Raw genomic sequence first — 22105 nt, 5'->3', positions numbered from 1 at the left:
GCTCTCCCCTCCTCTCCTACCTCCTCGCCCCCAGGGAGCTCTGGCCCCTCCTCAGGTCGAACAACCTGGCCGAGTCCTTCAACTCCCTCCTGGAGAGGAGGAGGTTCGGGAAGTGCCACTCTCCCTGGAGGATACTCCAGATCGCCCAGGCCATAGCCCTCAACTACAACCTCTCGACCTGTTATCTCGCTCTTGTAATAATATTACAAGGTTCCTTATTTCTTCGTGATATGATCAAATATATTCAATAATTCCTCCATTGAATAAGTCCAAATCAACAGAGATATTACAATTTGCAAAGGAGCCCTGAATCGCCCCCTTTCCCCTGCTTGTCTAACATATGATTTAGCTAAATCCTCATTATTCAAGCACGTCACCGAAGTCGATTATTTCTCCAAATTTGTAATTCCTCTTTCTCCAATACCAAGACTTTTTAGATAGCCAAACTCTCTCGAAGCCTAATTCCTTCAGTCTCTTCTTAGTTTTTTCCAGAACTTTCCTAAAGAATCCATTCTCGTCATGAAGAATTATTGCATCCTCGGTCATGTCCATATAAATGGGAGAAAACCTCATAGCCTCTTCGGGAGTTTTGAGAACAGGAGAGAGAGTAATATAATATCCATCGTCCATGAGCCTCATAACATAATCGTCAAGCTTTCTTTCAACCTTATCAAAAAGGATTACCCTCTCAGTTATAGTTTTAGGCAAATCTTTTATAACAAGTAGTAAATCTACATCACTGTCCTTTCTATTATCTCCCCTTGCGACACTACCGTAAAGTACTACGGAAATGAGCTTATCTTGAAACTCCTCCTGAAGAAGCTTAGTAAGCTTTTCTAATAAGCTCTTGTAAGGTTCCTGCATAAGATACACTAGTTATAGCGACAATAAAACCTATTCTCTCCTAAATTAAGTGTTTACGCTTGTCGAATATTAGGAGGAGTTTTAGCTTACAGCAGTTATGGGACTTTAACGTAACTTAAAGATTTTCATCAGCCCAGGTGGTGAGCTTAGACGACGCTCGAGAACATGAGGAACACCTCCACGCTCCTCAGGTCTAGCTCCCCTACAGCTCCCTGACGACGTTGTTGATGGTGAAGGTCGAGAGGTAGCCCTGAAGCCTCTCCCTCCTCCAGGATGAGGAGTCCAAGGGCCTTGACGTCCCTTGGAGGTCCTCGATCTCCGGCCAGGCAGGCCTCCTCGACTTCCTCGCTGAGCGAGAGGTCGGTCGTGTAGAGGTACCTGGCCTGTGTCCCGGAGTCACGTTTATGTTCCCGGACTAACAACTTCACCGTAATGGCTCGGCCTCCCAGGGTCAGGTCGGCGTAGTAGACTCCGGGGGGTATCCCACTGGGAGGTGTCCCTCCACCTCCTCGAGGGTCCCCTGGGCCGACTCGACCCTGAGCTCGGTTGGACCTGAGCCTTGACATCATGTTGTCCCTCACGAGCTTCTCGGACAGTTCTGGAGTCGAAGACGACCCTGGCCACCGGAAGGGCCCCTTGAGCACGTCCAACATCTGGCCAAGTCTATCTTGGTCTTGAACTCGTTGACCCTGGCAAATTCAACATCTTCCTCACGGCGTAGGGGAAGGCTCCCACCGTGAACGTCCTGCCCGTGGAGAGGTCCACTATCACGACCGTGAGGAGCTTGGCCCTCTCGAACCTCCCGTGGGTGTGGCAGTAGGTCCGGTGGTTCTCGGGGGCTCACGTCCCCCTGGAGCGTCGTGGTACACGGTGTCGTCCACGATGACGACCTGACCCTTCAAAGTCTGACCTCCACGCGTAGTCGAGTTCTCCCAACGCCTCCAGCAGTTCACGTTCCAACCCGAACGTCTCTGCCCTGTTCCTCACGCTGGCCCTCCCACCTACCAGGACCATGAGGATCAGTGTCAATTAACCTTCCTGCTCCTCCCGTTCCCCCTGACCACGCCCAGCCTGTTTACCTCCCTGACCGGCCTCTCCCTAGCGAACTCGATCAGTCCTTCCGCACCTTTTCAGCGGGACGACGTCGAAAAACTTCTCACAATACCGACTTTCCCGTATTACCTCCCTAAGATTCCCACAACTGCTGTTGTATTTAACCTCTCGTCCTCATACCCCTTATTTCCTCCCCACGCCTTCTACGGGACTAACTCCCTTCAAGGACATGGGGAACTTCATTGGATACCTTCTTCCTCACATACGTCCAAAACCTTGGTAAATTGCCCTATTCAGCCCAGGTCTCATTGGATACCTTCCTCCTCACATTGCTCATCGAGTATAGTGGTAATGGTCCTTGTAACTCAGTGCTCGTTATATGAGCCTGCGTTACAACCTCAACACCCATCAAAGTTGTTGTACATACCCCTATCTGGAGGCCCCTCACTTTTAAAAGCCCCTCCTCCCCTTCACTTAGCATGAAGTCCGGGAGAAAAGGGAGGCACTACTTCCTGGTTCTGGAGGACCCTCAAGAGCTCGAACAGTTGAGGTCTCTGGTGCTGAGGAAACTCAGGTCATCGAGTTCCCGAACCTCCAAATGAAGACGGTACAAGTCTCGGAGTCGTAGCTGAACATTAAACCCTTCTTCGACGTTATCTTCACGTAAAAGAGGGGCCTCCCATCCGTGTCCTTGATCCCCCCCACCTTGTTCTTCGCCAGTTGAGTCGGGTCATCCATGAGAGCCCTCAACTTGGAGAGGAACACTTCAGCCACCTCCTCCATGGGGAACTCCTCAGCCACGAGGTCGGAGAGGGCCCTCAACGAGGTGACGTCGTCCTCGAACTGGAGACTGAGTTTCCAAGTCCCGCACACGGGTTCTACACAGCTGCGAAATTAAAAAAGTTTGGCGAGGCGTACTTAACGACGTTTATCTTTCAGTTCCTTTGAGGATGAAACTCAACGTCGCCCCACGGAAAGGGACAGATCGAGCTAGGAAACTGGACAGTCTTTCAGTTCCTTTCAGGATGAAACGATGATACATACGATGAGGAGTTTGACGCTGAGATATCTTTCAATCTCTTTGAGGATGAAACTACATTCGGCAAAAGAACGTAATGGTGCTCATAGTGACTTTCAGTTCCTTTGAGGATGAAACACAAGGTATCAAAGGAACTGAAGTTGGAGACTGGGAAACTTTCAATTCCTTTGAGGATGAAACAGCATTCCAATCGAATGCCAAAAACATCAGTACCCATACCTCTTTCAATTCCTTTGAGGATGAAACGCAATGAGCTTAGTGTACACCCGGAACAAGTAATGCACTTTCAATTCCTTTGAGGATGAAACTAACCGTGAGGATTATCCCCACACGGTATGAGCAATATGAAACTTTCAATTCCTTTGAGGATGAAACAAAAATCTCCTAGGGGGGGAAGAGGAAAACGCTCAGGAAGCTTTCAATTCCTTTGAGGATGAAACTTCCTTGGCCTTTCGGAGTAAGTACTACTTTATGTGCTTTCAATTCCTTTGAGGATGAAACGAGAAACTGACGTTGGGACTCATCCGCATCACGGAGGACCTCTTTCAATTCCTTTGAGGATGAAACACTTTCACAGTCAACACACAGATGTTTGAAAGCGGTGTACCCTTTCAATTCCTTTGAGGATGAAACATAGAGCTAATGCATGGCTCATTTTACTTGATAACGCACAGACTTTCAATTCCTTTGAGGATGAAACTTTCTGAGCATGATAGGGGTAGAGTGGGAACAGAAGGCTTTCAATTCCTTTGAGGATGAAACTTTATAACGTGGGTACCTAAGATCTCTGTACCACTACCTTACGACTTTCAATTCCTTTGAGGATGAAACAATACTACCACATATGGAGAGCGGGGCTGAGTATAACTTTCAATTCCTTTGAGGATGAAACATCAAGAGTTTATATTATCGAGTAATGCCTTTTTAACTTTCAATTCCTTTGAGGATGAAACTGCCATCACCGAATGAAGACGAATATGTCATCATACCACTAGCTTTCAATTCCTTTGAGGATGAAACGCGATCAGATCCAAACCCAAAAACCTTCTCCAAGAGGAGAAGCTTTCAATTCCTTTGAGGATGAAACAGTTGGTATCTGGCATCCTGTATCCAATTCCTGTATTTCAACTTTCAATTCCTTTGAGGATGAAACGGAGGGTTCGACGATACGATACTGATATCCCTACGAACGAGCTTTCAATTCCTTTGAGGATGAAACTTAAAAACAGGTCAATTGCTGACGGTAAATAAAGAAGCTTTCAATTCCTTTGAGGATGAAACATGGGGACAGAATTTATTATTATTCAGTTTTGGATAATGGCTTTCAATTCCTTTGAGGATGAAACAAGGCAGTAGAAGATGCTATCAAACACAATAAGCAATGTAAAACAACAGCTTTCAATTCCTTTGAGGATGAAACGCTATTCGGCCAAGATGTAGTCCAGGGGTGAAGAAGACTTTCAATTCCTTTGAGGATGAAACAAACCCGATTGTCGAAGGAACCAACCGATGGGGTCTTTTCTCTTTCAATTCCTTTGAGGATGAAACCTGAGAATTATACTATATATGGATTATGTGAGGTACATCGGCTTTCAATTCCTTTGAGGATGAAACAGTATAGCATGGGAGTGAACGAAATGCTGAGATATTTAACTTTCAATTCCTTTGAGGATGAAACACTTTCTTGAAAACGTATACAATAAGGCAAAGCATCACTTTCAATTCCTTTGAGGATGAAACATTACTAGTCTTTCAAGGAGACGATATAACTTTAAACTTTCAATTCCTTTGAGGATGAAACGGTCAGCAAGTTAAGTTTAACGCCGAAAACTCTCTTGTTCCTTTCAATTCCTTTGAGGATGAAACCAGCGACTCCGATGCGTTGTTGTGAACAACACGTACATCTAAGCTTTCAATTCCTTTGAGGATGAAACTAACGAGTTGTTTTGCAATTACGTTAACGACGCGTCACGTTAAGCTCTTTCAATTCCTTTGAGGATGAAACAAATAAAAGATAATCCAGACGACATTGGTGACATTTTTGATCTTTCAATTCCTTTGAGGATGAAACAAAGCCGAGGTACAACTGGATGAATTGGTTAGTGAGGAGACTTTCAATTCCTTTGAGGATGAAACATATAACGTATTGATATTCCTCGTCATCAACGACATAGAAAACTTTCAATTCCTTTGAGGATGAAACGAGGTTTATCGAACACACGATGGAGTAGTAGCTATTTATACTTTCAATTCCTTTGAGGATGAAACAATCAAGGCGTCAATGAAGGCATCGTACACCGCATTAAGGGTCTTTCAATTCCTTTGAGGATGAAACCTTGTGCGCTTAACACACACACAAGCCACTTTTTTACTTTCAATTCCTTTGAGGATGAAACCAACTGTCGCCATCACAGTACCGACGAGATACCTACTGCTTTCAATTCCTTTGAGGATGAAACAAGAGGAGGACGATGAGGAGAATGCTGATGAAGAATGGAAACTTTCAATTCCTTTGAGGATGAAACCTCCTGGGTCGCCCGTACGAGACGGCCCAGTATAAAGAATCTTTCAATTCCTTTGAGGATGAAACGTGAAAAATGAAGGTAAACCAAGCCCAAAAAATAAATCAAACTTTCAATTCCTTTGAGGATGAAACTCAATTACGTCGATGTATATGACGAATTTAATTTATCTTTCAATTCCTTTGAGGATGAAACGACGTTAACAACTATGTATATCGCTGGTTTAACTACCTTTCAATTCCTTTGAGGATGAAACCTTGTCGTTAGCCATGTAGCTCCTCGTAAATCCGCTCTCCTTAGCTTTCAATTCCTTTGAGGATGAAACGAATGCGTTATCTTCCTTATGAAATACGTCGTTATGATTGTCTTTCAATTCCTTTGAGGATGAAACATTTCCGCTACCGCCAAACCCTCCGGGCGCCATTGCCTTTCAATTCCTTTGAGGATGAAACTGATCTACTTTTATTCTCTCTTTTATACTCTAGAGGATAAACTTATAAATATTTCTCACCACTCCCTCCACTTGTCATGCGAACTCGGACCTCACGGTGGCGTTACGTCGTCCTGTTCGCATGGTCTCTTACACACATTGAAAGAGAGAGGTAGGTTTATATACGTTTAATTTTTCTCACGATTTTCGTTTCGTACGCAAGGAGAGTCGAACCTCAGTTTCCCTAAATCTCGCCACAACTTCTCGCAGGGTAGTGGAGGTGATCGAACTCTTAAGTTCGAGCAGGGAGGAGTAGGGTGGGAAGGTCAGGAGGTATTACGGCAGCAGTTATGGGATTTCTCGTTGCGTAGCCCTGAAGTCAAGGCAGAATCTAATAACTGCTGTATTACGGGTTTGCTCCCCCGTGTTGTGAAGCTGCTGGATCCTTTAGCTACTAGGCGTTCAGGTCCTAAGTCCGCTCAAGGTACTTGACCTCCCTTGACAGGGTTCGCAGTTTTGGGGGATGAGAGCTATGTTTATGAGGCATCAGCAGTTATGGGAATCTTAGGGAGGTAATACTAAGAAGCCGGTATTGGCGAGAAGTTTTTCGACGTCGTCCTGCTGAAAGGGTGCGGAAAGGGACAGATCGAGTTCGCCAGGGAGAGGCCGGTCAGGGAGATCAGGAGGCTGGGAATGGTGAGCGGGAAGGGGAGGAGCAGGAAGGTAATTGGCGCTAGTCCTCAAGGTTCTGACGGAGGGCCAACGTGAGGAACGTGGCCGAGTCGTTCGGGTTGGAACGTAAATTGATGGAGCGTTGAGAGAACTCGACCACGCGTGGAGATCCTGTCAGACCGGTGAAGGGTCAGATCGTCATCATAGACGACACCGTGTACCACGACGCTCCGGGAGGACGTGAGCCCCTGAGAACCACTGGATCTACTGTCACACCCACGGGAGGTTCGAGAGGACCAAGCTCCGCACGGTCGTGATAGTAAACCTCAAGCAGGACGTTCACGGTTTCCCCTACGCCGTGAGGAAGATGTTGGATTTGTGAGGGTCACCGAGTTCAGGATCAAGATCGACGTGGCCCGATGTTGGACGTGCTCAAGGAGCGCTTCCGGTATCCAGGGTCTTCTTCGACCCCGGTACCGTACGAGAAGCTCGTGACGGACAACGTGGTATCAAGGCTCAAGTCCAAACGGGCTCAGGATCGGCCCAGGGGACCCTAGAGGAAGACCTCCCGGTGGGATACCCCCGGAGTCTACTACGCCGACCTGACCCTGGGAGGTCGAGTGGTCACGGTAAAATTGCTGGTCCGGGAACATAAACGTGACTTCATGACTCACGTCAGGTACCTCTACACGACCTCCCGCTCAGCGAGGAGGAGGCCTGCCTGGCCGGAGATCGAGAATCTGCAAGTGACGTCAGGGCCCTACAACTCCTCATCCTTGGGGCTTCAGGGTTACCTCACGATCTTCACCATCAACAACGTCGTCAGGGAGTTGATAGGGAGCTGAACCTGAGGAGCGTGGAGGCGTTCCTCAGGTTCTCGAGCGACGTTAAGGCGGACCTCCTGGGCTGATGAAAATCTTTAAGTTACGTTAAAGTCCCATAACTACATACATGAACTTCTCCGCCACGTTCGTCAAGCCCTTCTACGCGACGTCCAACCTCCTCAATACCGTCCCATAGTCCACCCCCACGGCTTCCACGACCTCCGTGACTCCTCCCCTGCCCATGACGGAACCCACGGGCATCTTCACGGACGTGTCGGACCTAGCTCAGCTGTCCTGAACGCCTCGGAGAGTGCCTCTTCTCACTCCTCTCTTCTGGTCATACCGTAAGTCCAGCCCGCTTAATTCTAAAAGTTTTCATGAAAACCCCTATCAAGGAGTTTTCTGACAAATGCTACCTTAAATTCTCTAACGTCATTTAGGTGACCACCATGACTGATGAAAACTTCAGCTACGTTGAAGTCTCATCACCGCCGCATTTATCACTCTCACCTTACATGAGTACATTCTCCTCTCCCCTCTCATCCAATACTCCTATTACGATTCTCTGTTGAAATTGCCTCTCCGTCAACGGGTAGATCTGGACGTTCCTCCGCTCGCCTTCCTTCATCTTCCCCTTCATGATCAGAGTTAAACCGCTCTCCACGTCCCTGAGCTGAGATGTCGTGAGGTCACCTACGAAGGCGCTCCACTGAACTCTCCTGAGTCCCTTAGATTTGAGGAACTTGGAGACCTTCAACCTTAGGGAATCATCAGATATGTCGTAAATTACAAGGTAGATCATTCACTTCGCCCTGAACGGCTTGTATTCACACCCTTCCACGAGACTGTCCACGAATTTTCTCGCCTGGGTGAACACCTCATCCTCCCTGATGGAGGAGAGGACAAGTGAGTACACGGACTTGAGGTCACTCAGTCTCTTAGGATCCTGTCTCGCCGAAGAGATGAGGGGTCTGTCCACGAACGGTGACCTGAACTCCTCCATGAGGTCGAGTACCAGGGATGGTCTTCCTGCCCTGAACTTGTGGAGGTAACTCAGGTATGGGTTCAGCCCCACGTTAATCACGGCCTTCCACACTACGTTCCTCAACAGGGCGTAACCCACGTTGAGGGCTACGTTGAAGGGATCCTCTGCACCTCTCTTCTTCCTTCCCCTGAAGTTCAGGGCCTGAGGTAGGAGTCTGGCAACCGCTCTCCAGTAGAACTTCGCGGCCTCAGCCTCGGCCTGCAACGCCTCTTTCCTGTCCCTGAGATCCCTCTCCAGGATCTCGTCCATCTTACTCACAGCCTCCTTGACTTCCTCCTCATCGTATTTCTTACTGTAGTACCTGAGGGTCACCACCTGGTTCCTGATCTTTCCCCTCACTATCGCTACGGCCAAGTCGTTCCTCCTCCTGGTCTTGAACTGGGCCGTCCAAACCCTCATGAACCCTCCGTATTTAGCGTTCAGAATCCTCGCCACGGGCTTGTTCCCGTCCTGAAAAACCAGGTCGATGCCGTACTCATTACATATCTTCACGACCTCGGTGGAGACGCTACAAGTGACCGTTATAACTACCGCCCAAAGTTCGGCGGGTGAGGCAGACCACTTCAGTTCCTTCCCTACGTAGCAACTTATCAACCCGTTCCTCACGCCCAGGAAAGCTCCCCAGTCGCTCACCACGGCTAACTTCTTACCTGACGTAGGCGACACCCTCCAACTTGGGTTTGCAGTAGTTGAAGAAGCCACAATTGATGCACTTCCTCACAGGTTGTCTAACCCTGGGTAGCTCTCCCTTGAGGACTCTCCTCAACCCTGTGAGGAGTAGGAGAACTTCCCTCCTTTCCTCTTCGCCGTAGGGCACCTTGAACAACTTCTTCCCCCTGACGTAGTAGATCAGTCCCTGCTTCACCGATTTACCGGACTCCTCCAAGAGGAAAGAGTACAGAAGGACCTGCGCCCTGTGGTCCCTCCTTTCCCCGTAGGAGTCCTTTACGTCGAGGGGAGACCAGGATCGCCTCAGTTTGAGCACGAAGTCTGGTACACCTGAGACCAGAAATCTCCTGGAGATCAGGTAAGGTTTCCTCACTACCTCCAAGGGTTTCAGCGTGAGATGGAGGAAATTGAGGATTTCATCTCGGTCGACCTGAGCACCTTCCGTCATGGCCTCCGTGACCCTCTCCTCGAGGCACAACACGTTCCTGTAGTAAATCGTCATTGGACAGTAAACGTAATTCTTGAGGTCCGTTGCTGTTACAATGCTCATACTTAAGATTTTGTACTACCCCTTATATTTGATGATCTTCACTCTGGACCAGATTGCGCTCTACGCCAAGAGGGCCAGATCCACTCCGAGGAGCATATCGGAGGAGCTGAGGGGTTGGAGGTGGAACGAGCCTCCAGTCTTCCCCAGTAGCAGTAGGACCCTAGGAGTTTCAGACGTACTCAGCACCTGCCCGACAGGCAGGGACGTCTTCCTAAGGTACGTGAAGTGGGTCAGAAGCGGGACTGAACCCAGGGGTTCACTCATCCACGAAACTTACGCTTCGGCTGTGGAGACCGTGAAGAGGTTCATCTACGAGGGAGTGAGCGACGGGAACCAGCTCAGGTCCTCCATGCTCGAGGAGTTCTACACCTTCATGAAGAGGTTGGATAAGTACAGGGACTTTCCGCAGTACCTCGAGGTTGGGAGAGCGATGTGGGATTACGTTTCGAGCGTCTACTCCTCAGAGCTCGACAGGGCTGTCCAAAGGTCTCCGTTCCTGGCCAGGGACTCGCTCGCCTCCATGATAGTGCCGTTCTTTGTGGAGTACCCGGTAGACGGTTCCCTGGTGGGGCTCAACCAAGTCAGGGTTGACGCATTCATCCCTCAGATCCCGATGGTGGCAGAGATGAAGACAGGAGTCAGGAAGAAGTACGAGCTGTCACTGGCTGGATATGCCTTGGCGTATGAGAGTAACTTCGAGACCCCGGTCGACTTCGGTCTCCTCTGCTACGTGAAGTATGAGGGGAGGATAAACGTGAGGTGTGACTTCAAGGTGATAAGCGATAGAATGAGGGAGGAGTTCCTCGAGGAGAGGGACAAGAGACTGGAGATCCTGGACAAGGAGATTGACCCAGGTCTCCCGAACTTCTGCGATCCACACTGTCCATTCCTCAGCGTCTGTGGAGGGAAGAGATAGTCGTCAGGAAACCCGTGGACATTAGGGGTAAGACCTGGTGGCTACCGAGTTTTACCCTACTTCAGGACGAAGGGAAGTCTCACGGTTGATACCTCATAAGGATCGTATTAAACCCTCCTCTGCTAAGGAAGTGGGCACCAATGTGGTTTGTTGATACCTCATAAGTATCGCTCCGCCCCAAAACTGCGAACCCTGTCAAGGGAGGTCAAGTACCTTGAGCGGACTTAGGACCTGAACGCCTAGTAGCTAAAGGATCCAGCAGCTTCACAACACGGGGGAGCAAACCCGTAATACAGCAGTTATTAGATTCTGCCTTGACTTCAGGGCTACGCAACGAGAAATCCCATAACTGCTGCCGTAATACCTCCTGACCTTCCCACCCTACTCCTCCCTGCTCGAACTTAAGAGTTCGATCACCTCCACTACCCTGCGAGAAGTTGTGGCGAGATTTAGGGAAACTGAGGTTCGACTCTCCTTGCGTACGAAACGAAAATCGTGAGAAAAATTAAACGTATATAAACCTACCTCTCTCTTTCAATGTGTGTAAGAGACCATGCGAACAGGACGACGTAACGCCACCGTGAGGTCCGAGTTCGCATGACAAGTGGAGGGAGTGGTGAGAAATATTTATAAGTTTATCCTCTAGAGTATAAAAGAGAGAATAAAAGTAGATCAGTTTCATCCTCAAAGGAATTGAAAGGTAAAATGTCCTCTATAAAGGATTACGAAAAAAATATATATAGTTTCATCCTCAAAGGAATTGAAAGTTTATCCTCTTTAAAGTGACAGTATTACCGTTAATGTTTCATCCTCAAAGGAATTGAAAGGGATATATTTCATCTCGGCGGCCGTGGAGTCGTTTCAGCCGGGTTTCATCCTCAAAGGAATTGAAAGCTATAGGCCAATGAGAAAAACGGAAGGTGGTACTTTTTCGTTTCATCCTCAAAGGAATTGAAAGCCCAATTTACTGAGACCGCTGGAAGTGGTGGAAGTGTATCATGGGTTTCATCCTCAAAGGAATTGAAAGGGAGGATATGGATTTGTTTGGCTTGTTTTAGAAGTGTGGATGTTTCATCCTCAAAGGAATTGAAAGAACGTTAACCTGAACGTTAACAACATCATTAAGCAAAACAAGTTTCATCCTCAAAGGAATTGAAAGTGTAAGCTCAAGTTTTGATCAACCTCGTGTCCAAGTAGTCGTGTTTCATCCTCAAAGGAATTGAAAGGGATTATCTTGTCCCTAAGTAACTCCTTTGCTATCTTGTATAGTTTCATCCTCAAAGGAATTGAAAGACCCACTGGTTCAATTTTCTCACAATAGAGAAAATCGGCATGGTTTCATCCTCAAAGGAATTGAAAGTTCTAAAACCGTCGTCAGTATATTTCAGTGGATAAAGGTTTCATCCTCAAAGGAATTGAAAGATCCTTTGCACTTAAAACGTTGCACAAGGTCTTCAGACGGCGTTTCCTGTTTCATCCTCAAAGGAATTGAAAGATCCTTTGCACTAATTTGATTCTGCTCTTTCCTTGTGTTGTTTCATCCTCAAAGGAATTGAAAGTTGTAGTTGTATTTCGTCGTTCGCGATTGATCCTAGATTCGTGTTTCATCCTCAAAGGGATTGAAAGTGTAATAGCCTCAAAAGTCTCTGGTGATATCTCGAAACCCAAGTTTCATCCTCAAAGGAATTGAAAGCTTGATGAAGTACAATACATTCTTTAGAATACTTATCTTGGTTTCATCCTCAAAGGAATTGAAAGCCTGTTAAATGCCAATGGAAATGCTCGCAGTTCTCTAGTGTTTCATCCTCAAAGGAATTGAAAGTACGCCCTCTCCGCAATCCTATCCATGTCAAGTTTGTCAACGTGTTTCATCCTCAAAGGAATTGAAAGATGAACTCGTTCTCATTTGTTTGTTGTGGATTTGTTTTGTGTTTCATCCTCAAAGGAATTGAAAGACGTTGCATCCACAACAACGTTTAACCGACTTTTTAACTTTGTTTCATCCTCAAAGGAATTGAAAGTTCTTAACTAAGAACATTGCATCAACAGCGATTGGAATAGGTTTCATCCTCAAAGGAATTGAAAGTCGTTTGTTCTGATGGAACGAATTTGTATATTAATTCGTGTTTCATCCTCAAAGGAATTGAAAGTTCAGCGCCTTATAAGCCTCCGATAAACCCATAAGAGTTTCATCCTCAAAGGAATTGAAAGTTGAATGTTCTTTGCTTCTTCGATCGAAAGGCTTGGTTTCATCCTCAAAGGAATTGAAAGAAAACCGATCTCAGATCGTTGGTTTGAGTGTCAATCTGTGTGTTTCATCCTCAAAGGAATTGAAAGGTGGGTTAGCGGTAGGTGGTCTCGGTAGGCTAATGAGTCTCGTTTCATCCTCAAAGGAATTGAAAGTTGTCTACGGGGAGCCGGGGAGCGGTAAGACTAGTTACGGTTTCATCCTCAAAGGAATTGAAAGCACTTACCGAGTGGCAAGCAGTATCTTCTACAAGTGTTTCATCCTCAAAGGAATTGAAAGTCACTGAGGCCTATAGTTTCGACTTCCGTCAGAAGGGTGTGTTTCATCCTCAAAGGAATTGAAAGTATGGCAAACCGCTCACATATATCCCACCATAGCTTAATAGGTTTCATCCTCAAAGGAATTGAAAGAGTTATCCGAAACAATGTCTGCCCGCATTCCGGGCAGAACTGGTTTCATCCTCAAAGGAATTGAAAGCCATATAACGCGTACGCAAGCCACAACGCTAATGAAGTTTCATCCTCAAAGGAATTGAAAGTCACAGATCTCATGAAGGAAATTGATTGCGTAATCCTCTAGGTTTCATCCTCAAAGGAATTGAAAGTTTCTTCTTTGAATTGTCAATCTTTCTCCTTCTAAACGTTTCATCCTCAAAGGAATTGAAAGAGAAAATAGATGGCAAGTTTTACGCTTACATTCCCTTCGAGTTTCATCCTCAAAGGAATTGAAAGTACACACAGAATTCGGCTATCTACATTGGTAAGAGGTATGTTTCATCCTAAAAGGAATTGAAAGGTAAAGTGGGAAAGAAGTTAGATGGATTCTTCTCATTACTAAAAAGTGTTTCATCCTCAAAGGAATTGAAAGCGTTGAGAAAATACTCAAGGGTGAATTTGCTTACAAGTTTCATCCTCAAAGGAATTGAAAGGCCAGAGCTGAAACGTCAGCGACGTCGTTGAAGAACTGCGTTTCATCCTCAAAGGAATTGAAAGTAGCTTACATAGCCAGTGGGACTACCAGTAATTATATGTTTCATCCTCAAAGGAATTGAAAGATGAAATCTCCTACTGAGAACGTTATCTTCCCGATTACCGTTTCATCCTCAAAGGAATTGAAAGGCAACTCTTTCGAGTTGCTTGCAAATATATCTTATCTCTGTTTCATCCTCAAAGGAATTGAAAGTTTCATAGTAAACGACAACTAAGTCCTCTTCTGGTCCTCGTTTCATCCTCAAAGGAATTGAAAGTGATAACTTAATGAAATTTTTTGAACTTGTCCATACTTTGTTTCATCCTCAAAGGAATTGAAAGGTCAATGCGAGAAGTAGATCACGATCTTGGATCATCGTTTCATCCTCAAAGGAATTGAAAGATAAGCGAATGTCTGCATGTCCCTTCTCTTCCTCATCAGTATCGTTTCATCTTCAAAGGAATTGAAAGATAAAGTAATCTTAACCCTGCAAACTTGTTGAGTACTCCGTGTTTCATCCTCAAAGGAATTGAAAGACGAAAATGGGGTGGCTCCACTCTCTGTAGTCGAAGCTCGTTTCATCCTCAAAGGAATTGAAAGTCGTCTAACTTGTCTGGATAGCATCCGTTCCCAACTGGTTCCGTTTCATCCTCAAAGGAATTGAAAGATGATTTGTTTATTCGTAAACGGTGAATTCTCGAATAACGTTTCATCCTCAAAGGAATTGAAAGTAAACATGGTAGGGTGTCACATGCTCAAATTCGAGGAGGTTTCATCCTCAAAGGAATTGAAAGTTCATCTGTCCATCATCATTAAGTCTGATGATCTTGAGTTTCATCCTCAAAGGAATTGAAAGCGATATGGTTTATTGCATATAAGACCTGGTGACTACCGAGTTTTACCCTACTTCACGGTAGACCCAAAATCGTATTATGAAAAATAACTCCAGCAGGATAATATCGACTCATAGCGAATAACAGGATTTATAAGGGTATTAAGAATTCAGTTGAAGAAAGGTTTAAGGTGAGGGAGATGTGGTATTACCACGTGTGAGAGCGAGATGATAATACACCATCTCCCTCACCAAAACAACGTTCAACAAATAGGATATAAATTACTTTCCATGCTGAACTTCAAGGGAAAGAGAGGGGAAGAGGTGGCGAGAACCCTCATCTCAGCGTGTTTATGGAACTATTCAGTAGAGAACAAGTCGAGGGCGTACGGCGTGTCCTCACAGACCGTGAGGAATTACGTGGAGGAGCAAGGGGTGGAAGTGGTGGAAAAGCTGTTGGAACAAGTGAGGAAAATGTCCTTGGAGGTACTGAAGGGGCAATTCAGGACTCCTTTGCGAATTGTAATATCTCTGTTGATTCGGACTTATTCGATGGAGGACACACTACCTACAGAATCATCCACCCCAACAGTTTCAACCCACGTTTCAACTTTAGTCCCCTCCTCACCTCGTTCACTGGTTCTCAACTATCAGCTCTCTGAGGCTCCTATACATGGGCCGACCTTTCAGGTCCGTCACAAGGGCGTACTGACTCTCGTTTACGTCTAAGGTAATGTAACCGTGACCCCTGCTCTTCCCCCCTCCCAGGAAGATCCCCGGATCCACGCAGTATCTCAGCGTCTTGATCCAGAGTTTCTCGACTCCATCACACTCAACCCTAAGGAGGACCATTAGATCCACCTTCCCCGGGAAGACCAACTCCTCTTGGAAGAGGTGTTTATCCATGGCCTTCCAACTCTTCCTATCTATCACCACGTGATATCTCGTCTCCACTCTCTCGATCAGGGGACTATCAGACAGGGTTATGGCCCCAGCTAAACCTTCAGTCCCATAGAGTACGTTGACCGGGTCCTGCAACACCTGGGACCTATCTGTCCCGAGGTTCTCCTCAACCCTCTTACTCACCTCACTCCGTACTTGAACGGTCTGCCCAGTCAGGGAACTGCTAACGCTCCTGAGGACCCCCTTCCAGGTCGTGCTCGGGATCGTCGGGACGCCTTTCACCCTCAACACGGTCAGCCTATTCCCTGTGTCCTTCTCCCCACCGACCCTCAGGCCGTAAGGGGCTAGGAACTTTAGCTTGAAGAGGTAGACCTTCATCCTACATCACCTTCTCCAGTAACTCCCCCAGGTCATTGACCTTCACCAGGAAGTTCAGTCCCGCTCCCAGGAGCCTCTGGTAGTTCCCCGCCTCCCTCACCTTCACAAGGGTTCCCTCTCTCAACACCCTGAACGTGGGTTTCGTACCCGTGACGTGATCGTTGGTGAACCAGCCCGTGTAAATGGAGAGGTCGCCAAGGTAGTCTCCGTCCAGGAGTTTGACCCCCATGACTGAGGGGGCGCAGGGGGTCAGGCAGTAACCCACTTCCCCTTTCTTGGCCAACTCCAGGTCCAATTCCCTCACCTTCTCGAAGCTGACCTGGAACCCTGACCTACTCTTCCCCCTCCCCATCCTCAGGACTCCGCGATCCTGGGGTAGATCAGGTGACGACAGGGTCCAGAGGTCACGGAACTCCTTGTACTCATAGGCGAACAGCATCTCGCGGGCGTTGGAGCCCGTCAGCTTGTCCACTGCAGTTTGCATCTGTACCACTGAGTTGAGCCTGACCCTCTCGTACAGGTTATACCCATCCCGCTCACCCACCTTCCTGATCACGGCCCCTATCCTCGGCTTCCTCCCGTGCCCCAGGAGGCCTTTTTCCCTGACCAACTTGTACACGCTCTCCTTGTCCCACTTGTCGACCTTGCCAGCCTCTTCCAACACTCCCTTCATTTCCTGTGCCTCGGCCGAATCCTTCCCTCCGTCCCTCGCCTTCTCGTTGAGGGGAATGAAGAAGTGGGAGAACGCCGAACCCAGGGGGAGGGCTGGACCTACCCAGAATTTGTCGTTCACCTTCCCCTTAGTCTGATACTCCAACTCGAGGATCGCCCCCCTCAATGTCGTCGCTGGCACGTAGTCGGTTGAGGAGAAGTAGTAGTTCATGACCTTCCTGGAGTAGGCGTTGATGTACCCTTTGACCTTGAGTCTGAGGAGTGCTACCCTAATCTCGCTCACCCCGTTCAGCTCCCTCCAATAACTCCAAAGACCATATGAAGTCACCCAGTGAAGTTATCAACTCCCTCATCTCCTTGTCGTCATCGCAGATCTCCCTGCACAGACTGTCCGCGTCCTCGATCCTCAAGTCTATCATGGCGTTCCTCCCGAGCCTCCAGTACCTGAGTGCCGATATGGAATAGAGGAGGAGTTTCAACAGCCTCCTGTCGTCGCAGTGGTAGGTGATCAGGAACGTGAACTCTGACTTGGGCCCGAACACCTCCTGTGTGAACAGACCTCCCTTGGAGGCCTTCCAACTCCTCCTGTCTATCCTGACCCTGGCCAGCAACTCCTTCCTCTCCCCTTCCTCGGTCTTCACTTGGGTGACGGTGAAACAACTGTCTCCCCAGTGACCTGTCCTCCCGAAGAGCCTGCATACGTCACAGGGGTTCCCCACGTCTAACTTGTCCGGTCTCACCTCCCCACACGACGTGTAACCCTGTGGGGTGAACTTGGATATTGCTGTCCTCATGGCTCCCTTCACAGAGGACGCAGGGAGGTCGAACACGTTCATTGGGACGTCGGCAGCTCCGAAGATGTCTCCTCCCCCCACGGTCAGCGAGGAGAGGTTCCTGAGCTTAACCTTAAACTCTACCTTCAAGGTCTCAACCCCTTTGTACCTAACCCTACCCTCACGGTCTTGATCATCTCCCTGTAATCAAGGGCCGGGAACTTCCAAGTGAAATCGCCCCCGTGCTCCTCAACCTTCCGGCTCTTGAGCACGAAGTCTGTGACCTCCCTCACGTACTGGTCGTCCTCCCTACTCCTCTGCCTGACCATGTAGCTCAAGGCCGTCCACGGGTCGTTCCTCAGCGAGTAACCGGTGATCTCCTCCAGGGGCCTCAACTTATCCCTGGCCCAGTCCTCCGGATCTACGTCGGGGTCTGGGCTCTGTCCCCTCCACAGCTTCACGGCGTTAGCCAGGTCTATCTTAACAAGCTTCAGGAGGCCCTCCACGTTATCGAGGGGATTGTCGAACCTCACGAAGGTCAAGTTACCCCGCCAGAGCTCCTTGAGACGGTTGACCGACCCCTCCGTGGCTAAGGTCGAGGAGTAGACCAGGCAGGAGATCGTGGAGACTGTGCCGTCCTCGTCCCTGTTCTTGGTCCTCAACCTGTATTTGGAAGACTTCATCAACTCGTTGGAGGTCCTGTAGGCGAACTGGACCGGGTGATCCTTCTTCACGGCAACTACACCCACCTTAAACTTGAACCCTGTCCCCTCCTCCACCCTCTTGAACATCTCCACCAGGAAGGGGATCGAAATCAACGAAGGCATGATCAAGAACAGGTCGTCCCCACCCACGTATTGTACCCCCGCCAAGATCCTCGCCTGGAGGTCCTTGTCCCCCACCTTGACGAGGGTGTCGTAGAACGCCTTCTTCATCCAGTAGTCCAGCCTGAAGCTCTTGTCGAGGTACTCGGAGAAGGTTGCGTTGTACCTGAAGATGACACCTGCGTTGTTGCCGTCTGCCTTGACCACGGCGGCGTATCTCCCCTCATCCTCCCTGTCCCCGGCTATGAACTCCATGGCCCTCTCGTTGACGTCCATGGAACCTGCACTATCCCTGGGTTTCACCGGAGTTCCTCCCACCAGGTAGGTGGTGTCTACCCTGGCCGAGAAACCCCTGATCTTGGATTCACTCCTCACCGACGAGCATCTCTCACACAGTTTGTCCTCAGACCTGTCCACGGCCAGAGCAGGCCTGACCCCGCAGGAGGAGCATACCGCGTGGAGGCCAGGTGAGTAGACCTTCTCCTCCCAGTTGACGACGAACCTCCCCACGGCCTGAGACTCCAGTTCCTCCCATATTTCGTTGTAGTTCCTTATCCCTGCGTCGCTGGCGAAGTCGGCCACCCTGACGTCCAGGTTCACCTCAAGTTTGTCTGAGCCAATCTTGAGGCCAGCTATCTCTTCCTTGGGTAGGTCGGCCCTGACCACTATCATGGAGTGACCTCCGTAGGCGCTCAGGAGGGCCTCAGCCGGAAGCTTAGACTTACTCCTCTGCCTGAACAGCTCGTCTATCCTGGCGAAGGCGTAAACTCCCACCATGAAGTCCACGAAAAGGCTGGCGAAGGAGATGTCCCTCAGCTTGGGGAAGTCTGTGAGGAACCTCTGTATCCCTGGGAAGTCCACGTAGACTAGGTAACCCAAGGTTTTCTGAGTCCCCGTGGGTTCCCTCAGTTCGTATCTCGTAGCACTCTCAACCTCGCTCAAGTAAGGTAGCTTGTTCTGATCCCTCTTGACGTCGTCGAGTTGCCCCTCGTCCATCACCGACTTGAGGACAGAGACGTAAATTTTCTTGGACGCTTCGATGTACTCATTCCTGTATTTCGAGTAACAATCGGCTGCCTGTCTCGCGGTCATCTGGAAACACTCCCGTAGGCGGTACTTCTGGACCTCCCTCTCTACCACGTCCTTCAACCTCTCAGAGGCTGAGGCCAAGTGATCTGACCTTGTCACTAGGGAGAAGAGACGGTCGTGATGCTTCTCCACTAAGTCCAGGACTCTCTTCATGTCGAGGCAGGATTCTCCTAAACCCTGGAGAAGTTGGGATCCCTCTCTCACGTGAGCCTCGGGGGCAGTCAGTTTTCCCACGTCGTGTAGGAGGGCAGCAAGCCTGAGGTAGTTCAGGTCCAGCGATCCTTCCTGGAGGAGCCACACCATAAGGGAGGTGAGTTCCAGGTGGGCAGCGAGCGAAGTGAAATTGTAACCCGGCCTGGTGTCGGCTGGGGTATCCAGGAGGGCCTCGTACACTTCCCTCAGCTGAGCCACGTACTGGAACAGGGCGTCCAGTCTCTTCCTCTCCTTCTCCAACTCTGCCATGAAATTCAAGGGATCTCCAGTGTTGAAGTCCCTGTAATGCCTCGCTATCACGTAGGTGAAGAAGTACTCGTGGGCAGTGGTAGGCGTCGATGATTCCTTCACCGGGGCGTGAGAGATGAGCATGGGGGCCTTGTATATCAGCGAAAGGAGATCCGACAGCACACTGAACCTGGTCTGCTCGTCCTCAACTTCCTGGAGGGAACACGTGAATTGCAGGAAGGCCGTCAGGACTTGTTTCAGGCTATCCATGGCTCTCTTGTTCCTATCCTCGTCCACCATGACAACCTCGAACTTGGGCAAGACAAGTTTACCCCTGAGCGTACTACTCACCTCCTTACAGTCCCCCTTATAGTCCCGACCCTGTGGAACTCGCCCCAGTCAGAGCTCACCTTGTCTCCCTCTATCTTGACTTCGATGACCTTAAGGCAGTCTTCCTGGGGGTCTTTAAACTCAGTGCTAAGGGAGAGGTCCCACTTCACACAGAGCTCATGCGTCATCCTCACCAGTCCTCCTTGAAGTCCCTCGGGGAGTAGGCCCTCACGAAGCTGTTCAGCGAGTCCTGCACCGTCATGGTTTTCCCCCCTTGAACCTTGAGTGACTTGACCGTGAACTTGACTCTCCCGAACCTCCTGTCCTGGAATTTGAACCTCCCCAGGAGGACGACCTTGTTCCCCCCACTCCTGATCCCGAAGCCCCAAAGGATCATGCCCAGCTCCTCCGGCGACTTCACCTTGAACGTAACTCTCCCAGAGAACTTACCCCCCTTCTTGACCACCTCGTAGGACTCGGAGCCGCTGCTGAAGAAGTCGATCCAGTCCCCACTTAAGGTAAAGTCGGAGAATTCGACCCTGCTCGCCAGTCCCGTGTTCCCCAGGAGGTCACACACCGGACAGACCTGGGGAAATCTGTCTGCACGTTTACGCTGGTCAGGTTTGAAGATCTCCCTGTACCTCTGGGAGTAATTCCTTGACTGCATGTCCACGATGTAGCAGGCGTTAGGTATCGAGAGTTCCAACCTCGTCCTCACCATCCCCTTAATGGTCGATCCGGGGATCACGACCCTGTCACCTACCCTCGATAACAGGTGAGCTGGCCTCGAGAACATGGAGTTCAGGGAGGCAAAGGAAGTGAGGCTCTCGCCCTTGAGTATTCTCTCTATCATATCCGTCAAGTCCCCCACGTCACTCGTGAGGACCACATCCACGATCCCGCTCCCCACATGAAGGTAATCCGAAACCACCTCCCCCTCCAGTTCCAACACCCCCTTGGTTAATGGGGCGTCCCTAAAGGTGTGATTTCTTGGGGTATTGGATCTTGACATTCTTGAACGCCTCCACAAACTTCTGGGCCTCATTGAGGAATGAGTCCCCGTCCATCTCCTCTCCGTACTTGAAAGTTACGTCGACGTCCTCCTCACCCACCTTCGTTGCCCCCCAGTTGGTGAGTTTGAGCCTCTTGAACCTAACCTGGCCGAATCCCCTGCTCTTGTGTCCCCCTATCTGGACCAAGCCCTGGTGTATGTCCCCCATGACCAAGGTGAGGTAACCTATGACGTAGTTAGGTAAGTTGACCCCGCGGAACTTGAAGGTGAAGGTCGATCCAGGGTTAACGTACTCGATCTGTACCAGAGCCTTCCCAGCTACGGCCCCCTCTTTCCTGCTTATGGCTATCATGGTCCTCATACCCAGGGAGTAGTCGTTAGGGGAGACGGGATAGGAGTCGAGAAAGGATACGGCCCCTATCACGCTCATGGTCCCAAAGACCTTACAGTTGATACAAGTGTTATCCCAGAACAGGGGGAGGGCCTGGTCCGGTCGCTCTATCAAATTTTGAAACTCTCTGTCCTTCCTTCTCCTCTCGAGGCAGGTGTCCTTACTTAGCCCAGTGCAGACCTCGAGACCCCTCCCCTTGGCTATCCTCTCTGAGGCTGATCTGAACACTCCCTTCCACGAGGAACCGGGGATCACGGGCCTCCCCTGGGAGTCCTTAAGCACTTGATCCTTGGCCAGGCTCGTCGGATCGAAGTCTGCCCTCCCGGCCCCCACCCTGAGCGGTAGACCCAAAATCGTATTATGAAAAATAATTCTGGCAGTATAATATCGACTCATAGCGAATAACAGGATTTATAAGAGTATTAAGAATTCAGTTGAAGAAAGGTTTAAGGTGAGGGAGATGTGGTATTACCACGTGTGATAGTGAGATGATAACACACCATCTCCCTCACCAAAACAACGTTCAACAAATAGGATATAAATTACTTTCCATGCTGAACTTCAAGGGAAAGAGAGGGGAAGAGGTGGCGAGAACCCTCATCTCAGCGTGTTTGTGGAACGATTCAGTAGAGAACAAGTCGAGGGCGTACGGCGTGTCC

General features: G+C 49.1%; 17 protein-coding genes, 3 pseudogenes and 2 CRISPR repeat arrays. Of the genes and pseudogenes, 5 read left to right on the top strand and 15 right to left on the bottom strand.

Going from position 1 to position 22105, the window contains the following annotated elements; all coding sequences use genetic code 11:
- Positions 1–251: pseudogene (locus tag METMK1DRAFT_RS01835) on the top strand (IS256 family transposase); the annotation flags it as partial.
- A gap of 109 nt (positions 252–360) precedes the next feature.
- On the opposite strand, the gene METMK1DRAFT_RS01830 reads toward METMK1DRAFT_RS01835, so the two are convergent.
- The 5 genes from METMK1DRAFT_RS01830 to METMK1DRAFT_RS01815 form a co-directional block, all read right to left on the bottom strand.
- Positions 361–864: a nucleotidyltransferase domain-containing protein gene (locus tag METMK1DRAFT_RS01830; RefSeq protein WP_009070203.1), complete on the bottom strand. Its 504-nt coding sequence runs from the start codon at positions 862–864 to the stop codon at positions 361–363.
- Positions 865–1010: 146 nt separating this feature from the next.
- Complete coding sequence (locus METMK1DRAFT_RS18710; protein WP_281034096.1) at positions 1011–1445, bottom strand: transposase; 435 nt, start codon at positions 1443–1445, stop codon at positions 1011–1013.
- Positions 1442–1708: a hypothetical protein gene (locus tag METMK1DRAFT_RS19860; protein ID WP_425357372.1), complete on the bottom strand. Its 267-nt coding sequence runs from the start codon at positions 1706–1708 to the stop codon at positions 1442–1444. Before METMK1DRAFT_RS19860 ends, METMK1DRAFT_RS18710 begins: the two co-directional genes overlap by 4 nt.
- Positions 1705–1878: a hypothetical protein gene (locus tag METMK1DRAFT_RS18705; RefSeq protein ID WP_245544519.1), complete on the bottom strand. Its 174-nt coding sequence runs from the start codon at positions 1876–1878 to the stop codon at positions 1705–1707. The genes METMK1DRAFT_RS19860 and METMK1DRAFT_RS18705 overlap by 4 nt, the downstream gene beginning before the upstream one ends.
- Before the next feature lie 609 nt (positions 1879–2487).
- A complete protein-coding gene (locus tag METMK1DRAFT_RS01815) occupies positions 2488–2790 on the bottom strand; it encodes a hypothetical protein (protein ID WP_009070196.1) in 303 nt (100 codons plus the stop codon).
- A 59-nt stretch (positions 2791–2849) separates the two neighbouring features.
- A CRISPR array of direct repeats spans positions 2850–5930; the repeat unit is 25 nt; unit sequence CTTTCAATTCCTTTGAGGATGAAAC.
- A 599-nt stretch (positions 5931–6529) separates the two neighbouring features.
- Between METMK1DRAFT_RS01815 and METMK1DRAFT_RS19855 the strand changes: the two are divergent.
- Positions 6530–7513 (top strand): annotated as a pseudogene (locus METMK1DRAFT_RS19855) (IS701 family transposase).
- Between the two features lie 402 nt (positions 7514–7915).
- Here METMK1DRAFT_RS19855 and cas2 read toward each other — a convergent pair.
- Genes cas2 through cas4 form a run of 3 tightly spaced genes read right to left on the bottom strand, consistent with a single transcriptional unit; the run spans position 7916 to position 9668 of the window.
- Entirely contained in the window at positions 7916–8206 is a 291-nt protein-coding gene (cas2, locus tag METMK1DRAFT_RS01805) for a CRISPR-associated endonuclease Cas2 (RefSeq protein ID WP_009070193.1), read from the bottom strand.
- Positions 8207–9151, bottom strand: a complete 945-nt coding sequence (gene cas1, locus METMK1DRAFT_RS01800; RefSeq protein ID WP_009070192.1) for a CRISPR-associated endonuclease Cas1 — start codon at positions 9149–9151, stop codon at positions 8207–8209.
- On the bottom strand, positions 9096–9668 hold the full coding sequence (gene cas4 / locus METMK1DRAFT_RS01795) for a CRISPR-associated protein Cas4 (protein ID WP_009070191.1): 573 nt from the start codon (positions 9666–9668) through the stop codon (positions 9096–9098). The genes cas1 and cas4 overlap by 56 nt, the downstream gene beginning before the upstream one ends.
- 31 nt (positions 9669–9699) lie before the next feature.
- On the opposite strand from cas4, the gene cas4a reads away from it, so the two are divergent.
- Together cas4a and METMK1DRAFT_RS17115 are read left to right on the top strand one after the other, a co-directional pair.
- Positions 9700–10584: a type I-A CRISPR-associated protein Cas4/Csa1 gene (gene cas4a / locus METMK1DRAFT_RS01790; protein ID WP_009070190.1), complete on the top strand. Its 885-nt coding sequence runs from the start codon at positions 9700–9702 to the stop codon at positions 10582–10584.
- Between the two features lie 675 nt (positions 10585–11259).
- Positions 11260–14657: a CRISPR direct-repeat array (repeat unit 25 nt; unit sequence GTTTCATCCTCAAAGGAATTGAAAG).
- A gap of 204 nt (positions 14658–14861) precedes the next feature.
- Positions 14862–15131, top strand: a pseudogene (locus METMK1DRAFT_RS17115) (DUF4322 domain-containing protein); the annotation flags it as partial.
- Between the two features lie 135 nt (positions 15132–15266).
- Here the strand turns inward: METMK1DRAFT_RS17115 and METMK1DRAFT_RS01785 are convergent.
- The 7 genes from METMK1DRAFT_RS01785 to csx7 are packed head-to-tail and all read right to left on the bottom strand — an operon-like array spanning position 15267 to position 21797.
- A complete protein-coding gene (locus METMK1DRAFT_RS01785; protein WP_009070188.1) occupies positions 15267–15914 on the bottom strand; it encodes an RAMP superfamily CRISPR-associated protein in 648 nt (215 codons plus the stop codon).
- A gap of 1 nt (position 15915) precedes the next feature.
- Positions 15916–16869, bottom strand: a complete 954-nt coding sequence (locus METMK1DRAFT_RS01780) for a hypothetical protein (RefSeq protein ID WP_052300175.1) — start codon at positions 16867–16869, stop codon at positions 15916–15918.
- Positions 16856–17509 carry an RAMP superfamily CRISPR-associated protein gene (locus METMK1DRAFT_RS01775; protein ID WP_009070183.1) on the bottom strand — a complete coding sequence of 218 codons (654 nt, stop codon included), beginning with the start codon at positions 17507–17509 and terminating at the stop codon, positions 16856–16858. Before METMK1DRAFT_RS01775 ends, METMK1DRAFT_RS01780 begins: the two co-directional genes overlap by 14 nt.
- Positions 17506–20064, bottom strand: a complete 2559-nt coding sequence (locus METMK1DRAFT_RS01770; RefSeq protein ID WP_009070181.1) for an HD domain-containing protein — start codon at positions 20062–20064, stop codon at positions 17506–17508. Before METMK1DRAFT_RS01770 ends, METMK1DRAFT_RS01775 begins: the two co-directional genes overlap by 4 nt.
- Positions 20061–20237, bottom strand: coding sequence for a hypothetical protein (locus METMK1DRAFT_RS17110; RefSeq protein ID WP_155812255.1), 177 nt, complete (start codon positions 20235–20237; stop codon positions 20061–20063). The genes METMK1DRAFT_RS01770 and METMK1DRAFT_RS17110 overlap by 4 nt, the downstream gene beginning before the upstream one ends.
- Entirely contained in the window at positions 20234–21055 is an 822-nt protein-coding gene (locus tag METMK1DRAFT_RS01765) for an RAMP superfamily CRISPR-associated protein (protein ID WP_009070177.1), read from the bottom strand. The genes METMK1DRAFT_RS17110 and METMK1DRAFT_RS01765 overlap by 4 nt, the downstream gene beginning before the upstream one ends.
- Complete coding sequence (csx7, locus tag METMK1DRAFT_RS01760) at positions 21018–21797, bottom strand: type III CRISPR-associated RAMP protein Csx7 (protein WP_245544517.1); 780 nt, start codon at positions 21795–21797, stop codon at positions 21018–21020. The genes METMK1DRAFT_RS01765 and csx7 overlap by 38 nt, the downstream gene beginning before the upstream one ends.
- A 137-nt stretch (positions 21798–21934) precedes the next feature.
- Between csx7 and METMK1DRAFT_RS15960 the strand changes: the two genes are divergently transcribed.
- Positions 21935–22105 (top strand): DUF4322 domain-containing protein (locus METMK1DRAFT_RS15960; protein ID WP_009070174.1); only part of this gene is annotated, 171 nt, incomplete at its 3' end.

This window comes from Metallosphaera yellowstonensis MK1 (assembly GCF_000243315.1).
Lineage (GTDB): Archaea > Thermoproteota > Thermoprotei_A > Sulfolobales > Sulfolobaceae > Metallosphaera > Metallosphaera yellowstonensis.
This window is presented reverse-complemented; position numbering and strand designations above follow the sequence as displayed.

What these genes read in the sequence shown, in the direction of transcription:
- METMK1DRAFT_RS18705 (WP_245544519.1), bottom strand. Translation starts at nt 1,878, where the DNA reads ATGGTCCTGGTAGGTGGGAGGGCCAGCGTGAGGAACAGGGCAGAGACG.
- cas4 (WP_009070191.1), bottom strand. Translation starts at nt 9,668, where the DNA reads ATGAGCATTGTAACAGCAACGGACCTCAAGAATTACGTTTACTGTCCA.
- METMK1DRAFT_RS01785 (WP_009070188.1), bottom strand. Translation starts at nt 15,914, where the DNA reads ATGAAGGTCTACCTCTTCAAGCTAAAGTTCCTAGCCCCTTACGGCCTG.
- METMK1DRAFT_RS01830 (WP_009070203.1), bottom strand. Translation starts at nt 864, where the DNA reads ATGCAGGAACCTTACAAGAGCTTATTAGAAAAGCTTACTAAGCTTCTT.
- cas2 (WP_009070193.1), bottom strand. Translation starts at nt 8,206, where the DNA reads ATGATCTACCTTGTAATTTACGACATATCTGATGATTCCCTAAGGTTG.
- cas4a (WP_009070190.1), top strand. Translation starts at nt 9,700, where the DNA reads ATGATCTTCACTCTGGACCAGATTGCGCTCTACGCCAAGAGGGCCAGA.
- METMK1DRAFT_RS01765 (WP_009070177.1), bottom strand. Translation starts at nt 21,055, where the DNA reads ATGTCAAGATCCAATACCCCAAGAAATCACACCTTTAGGGACGCCCCA.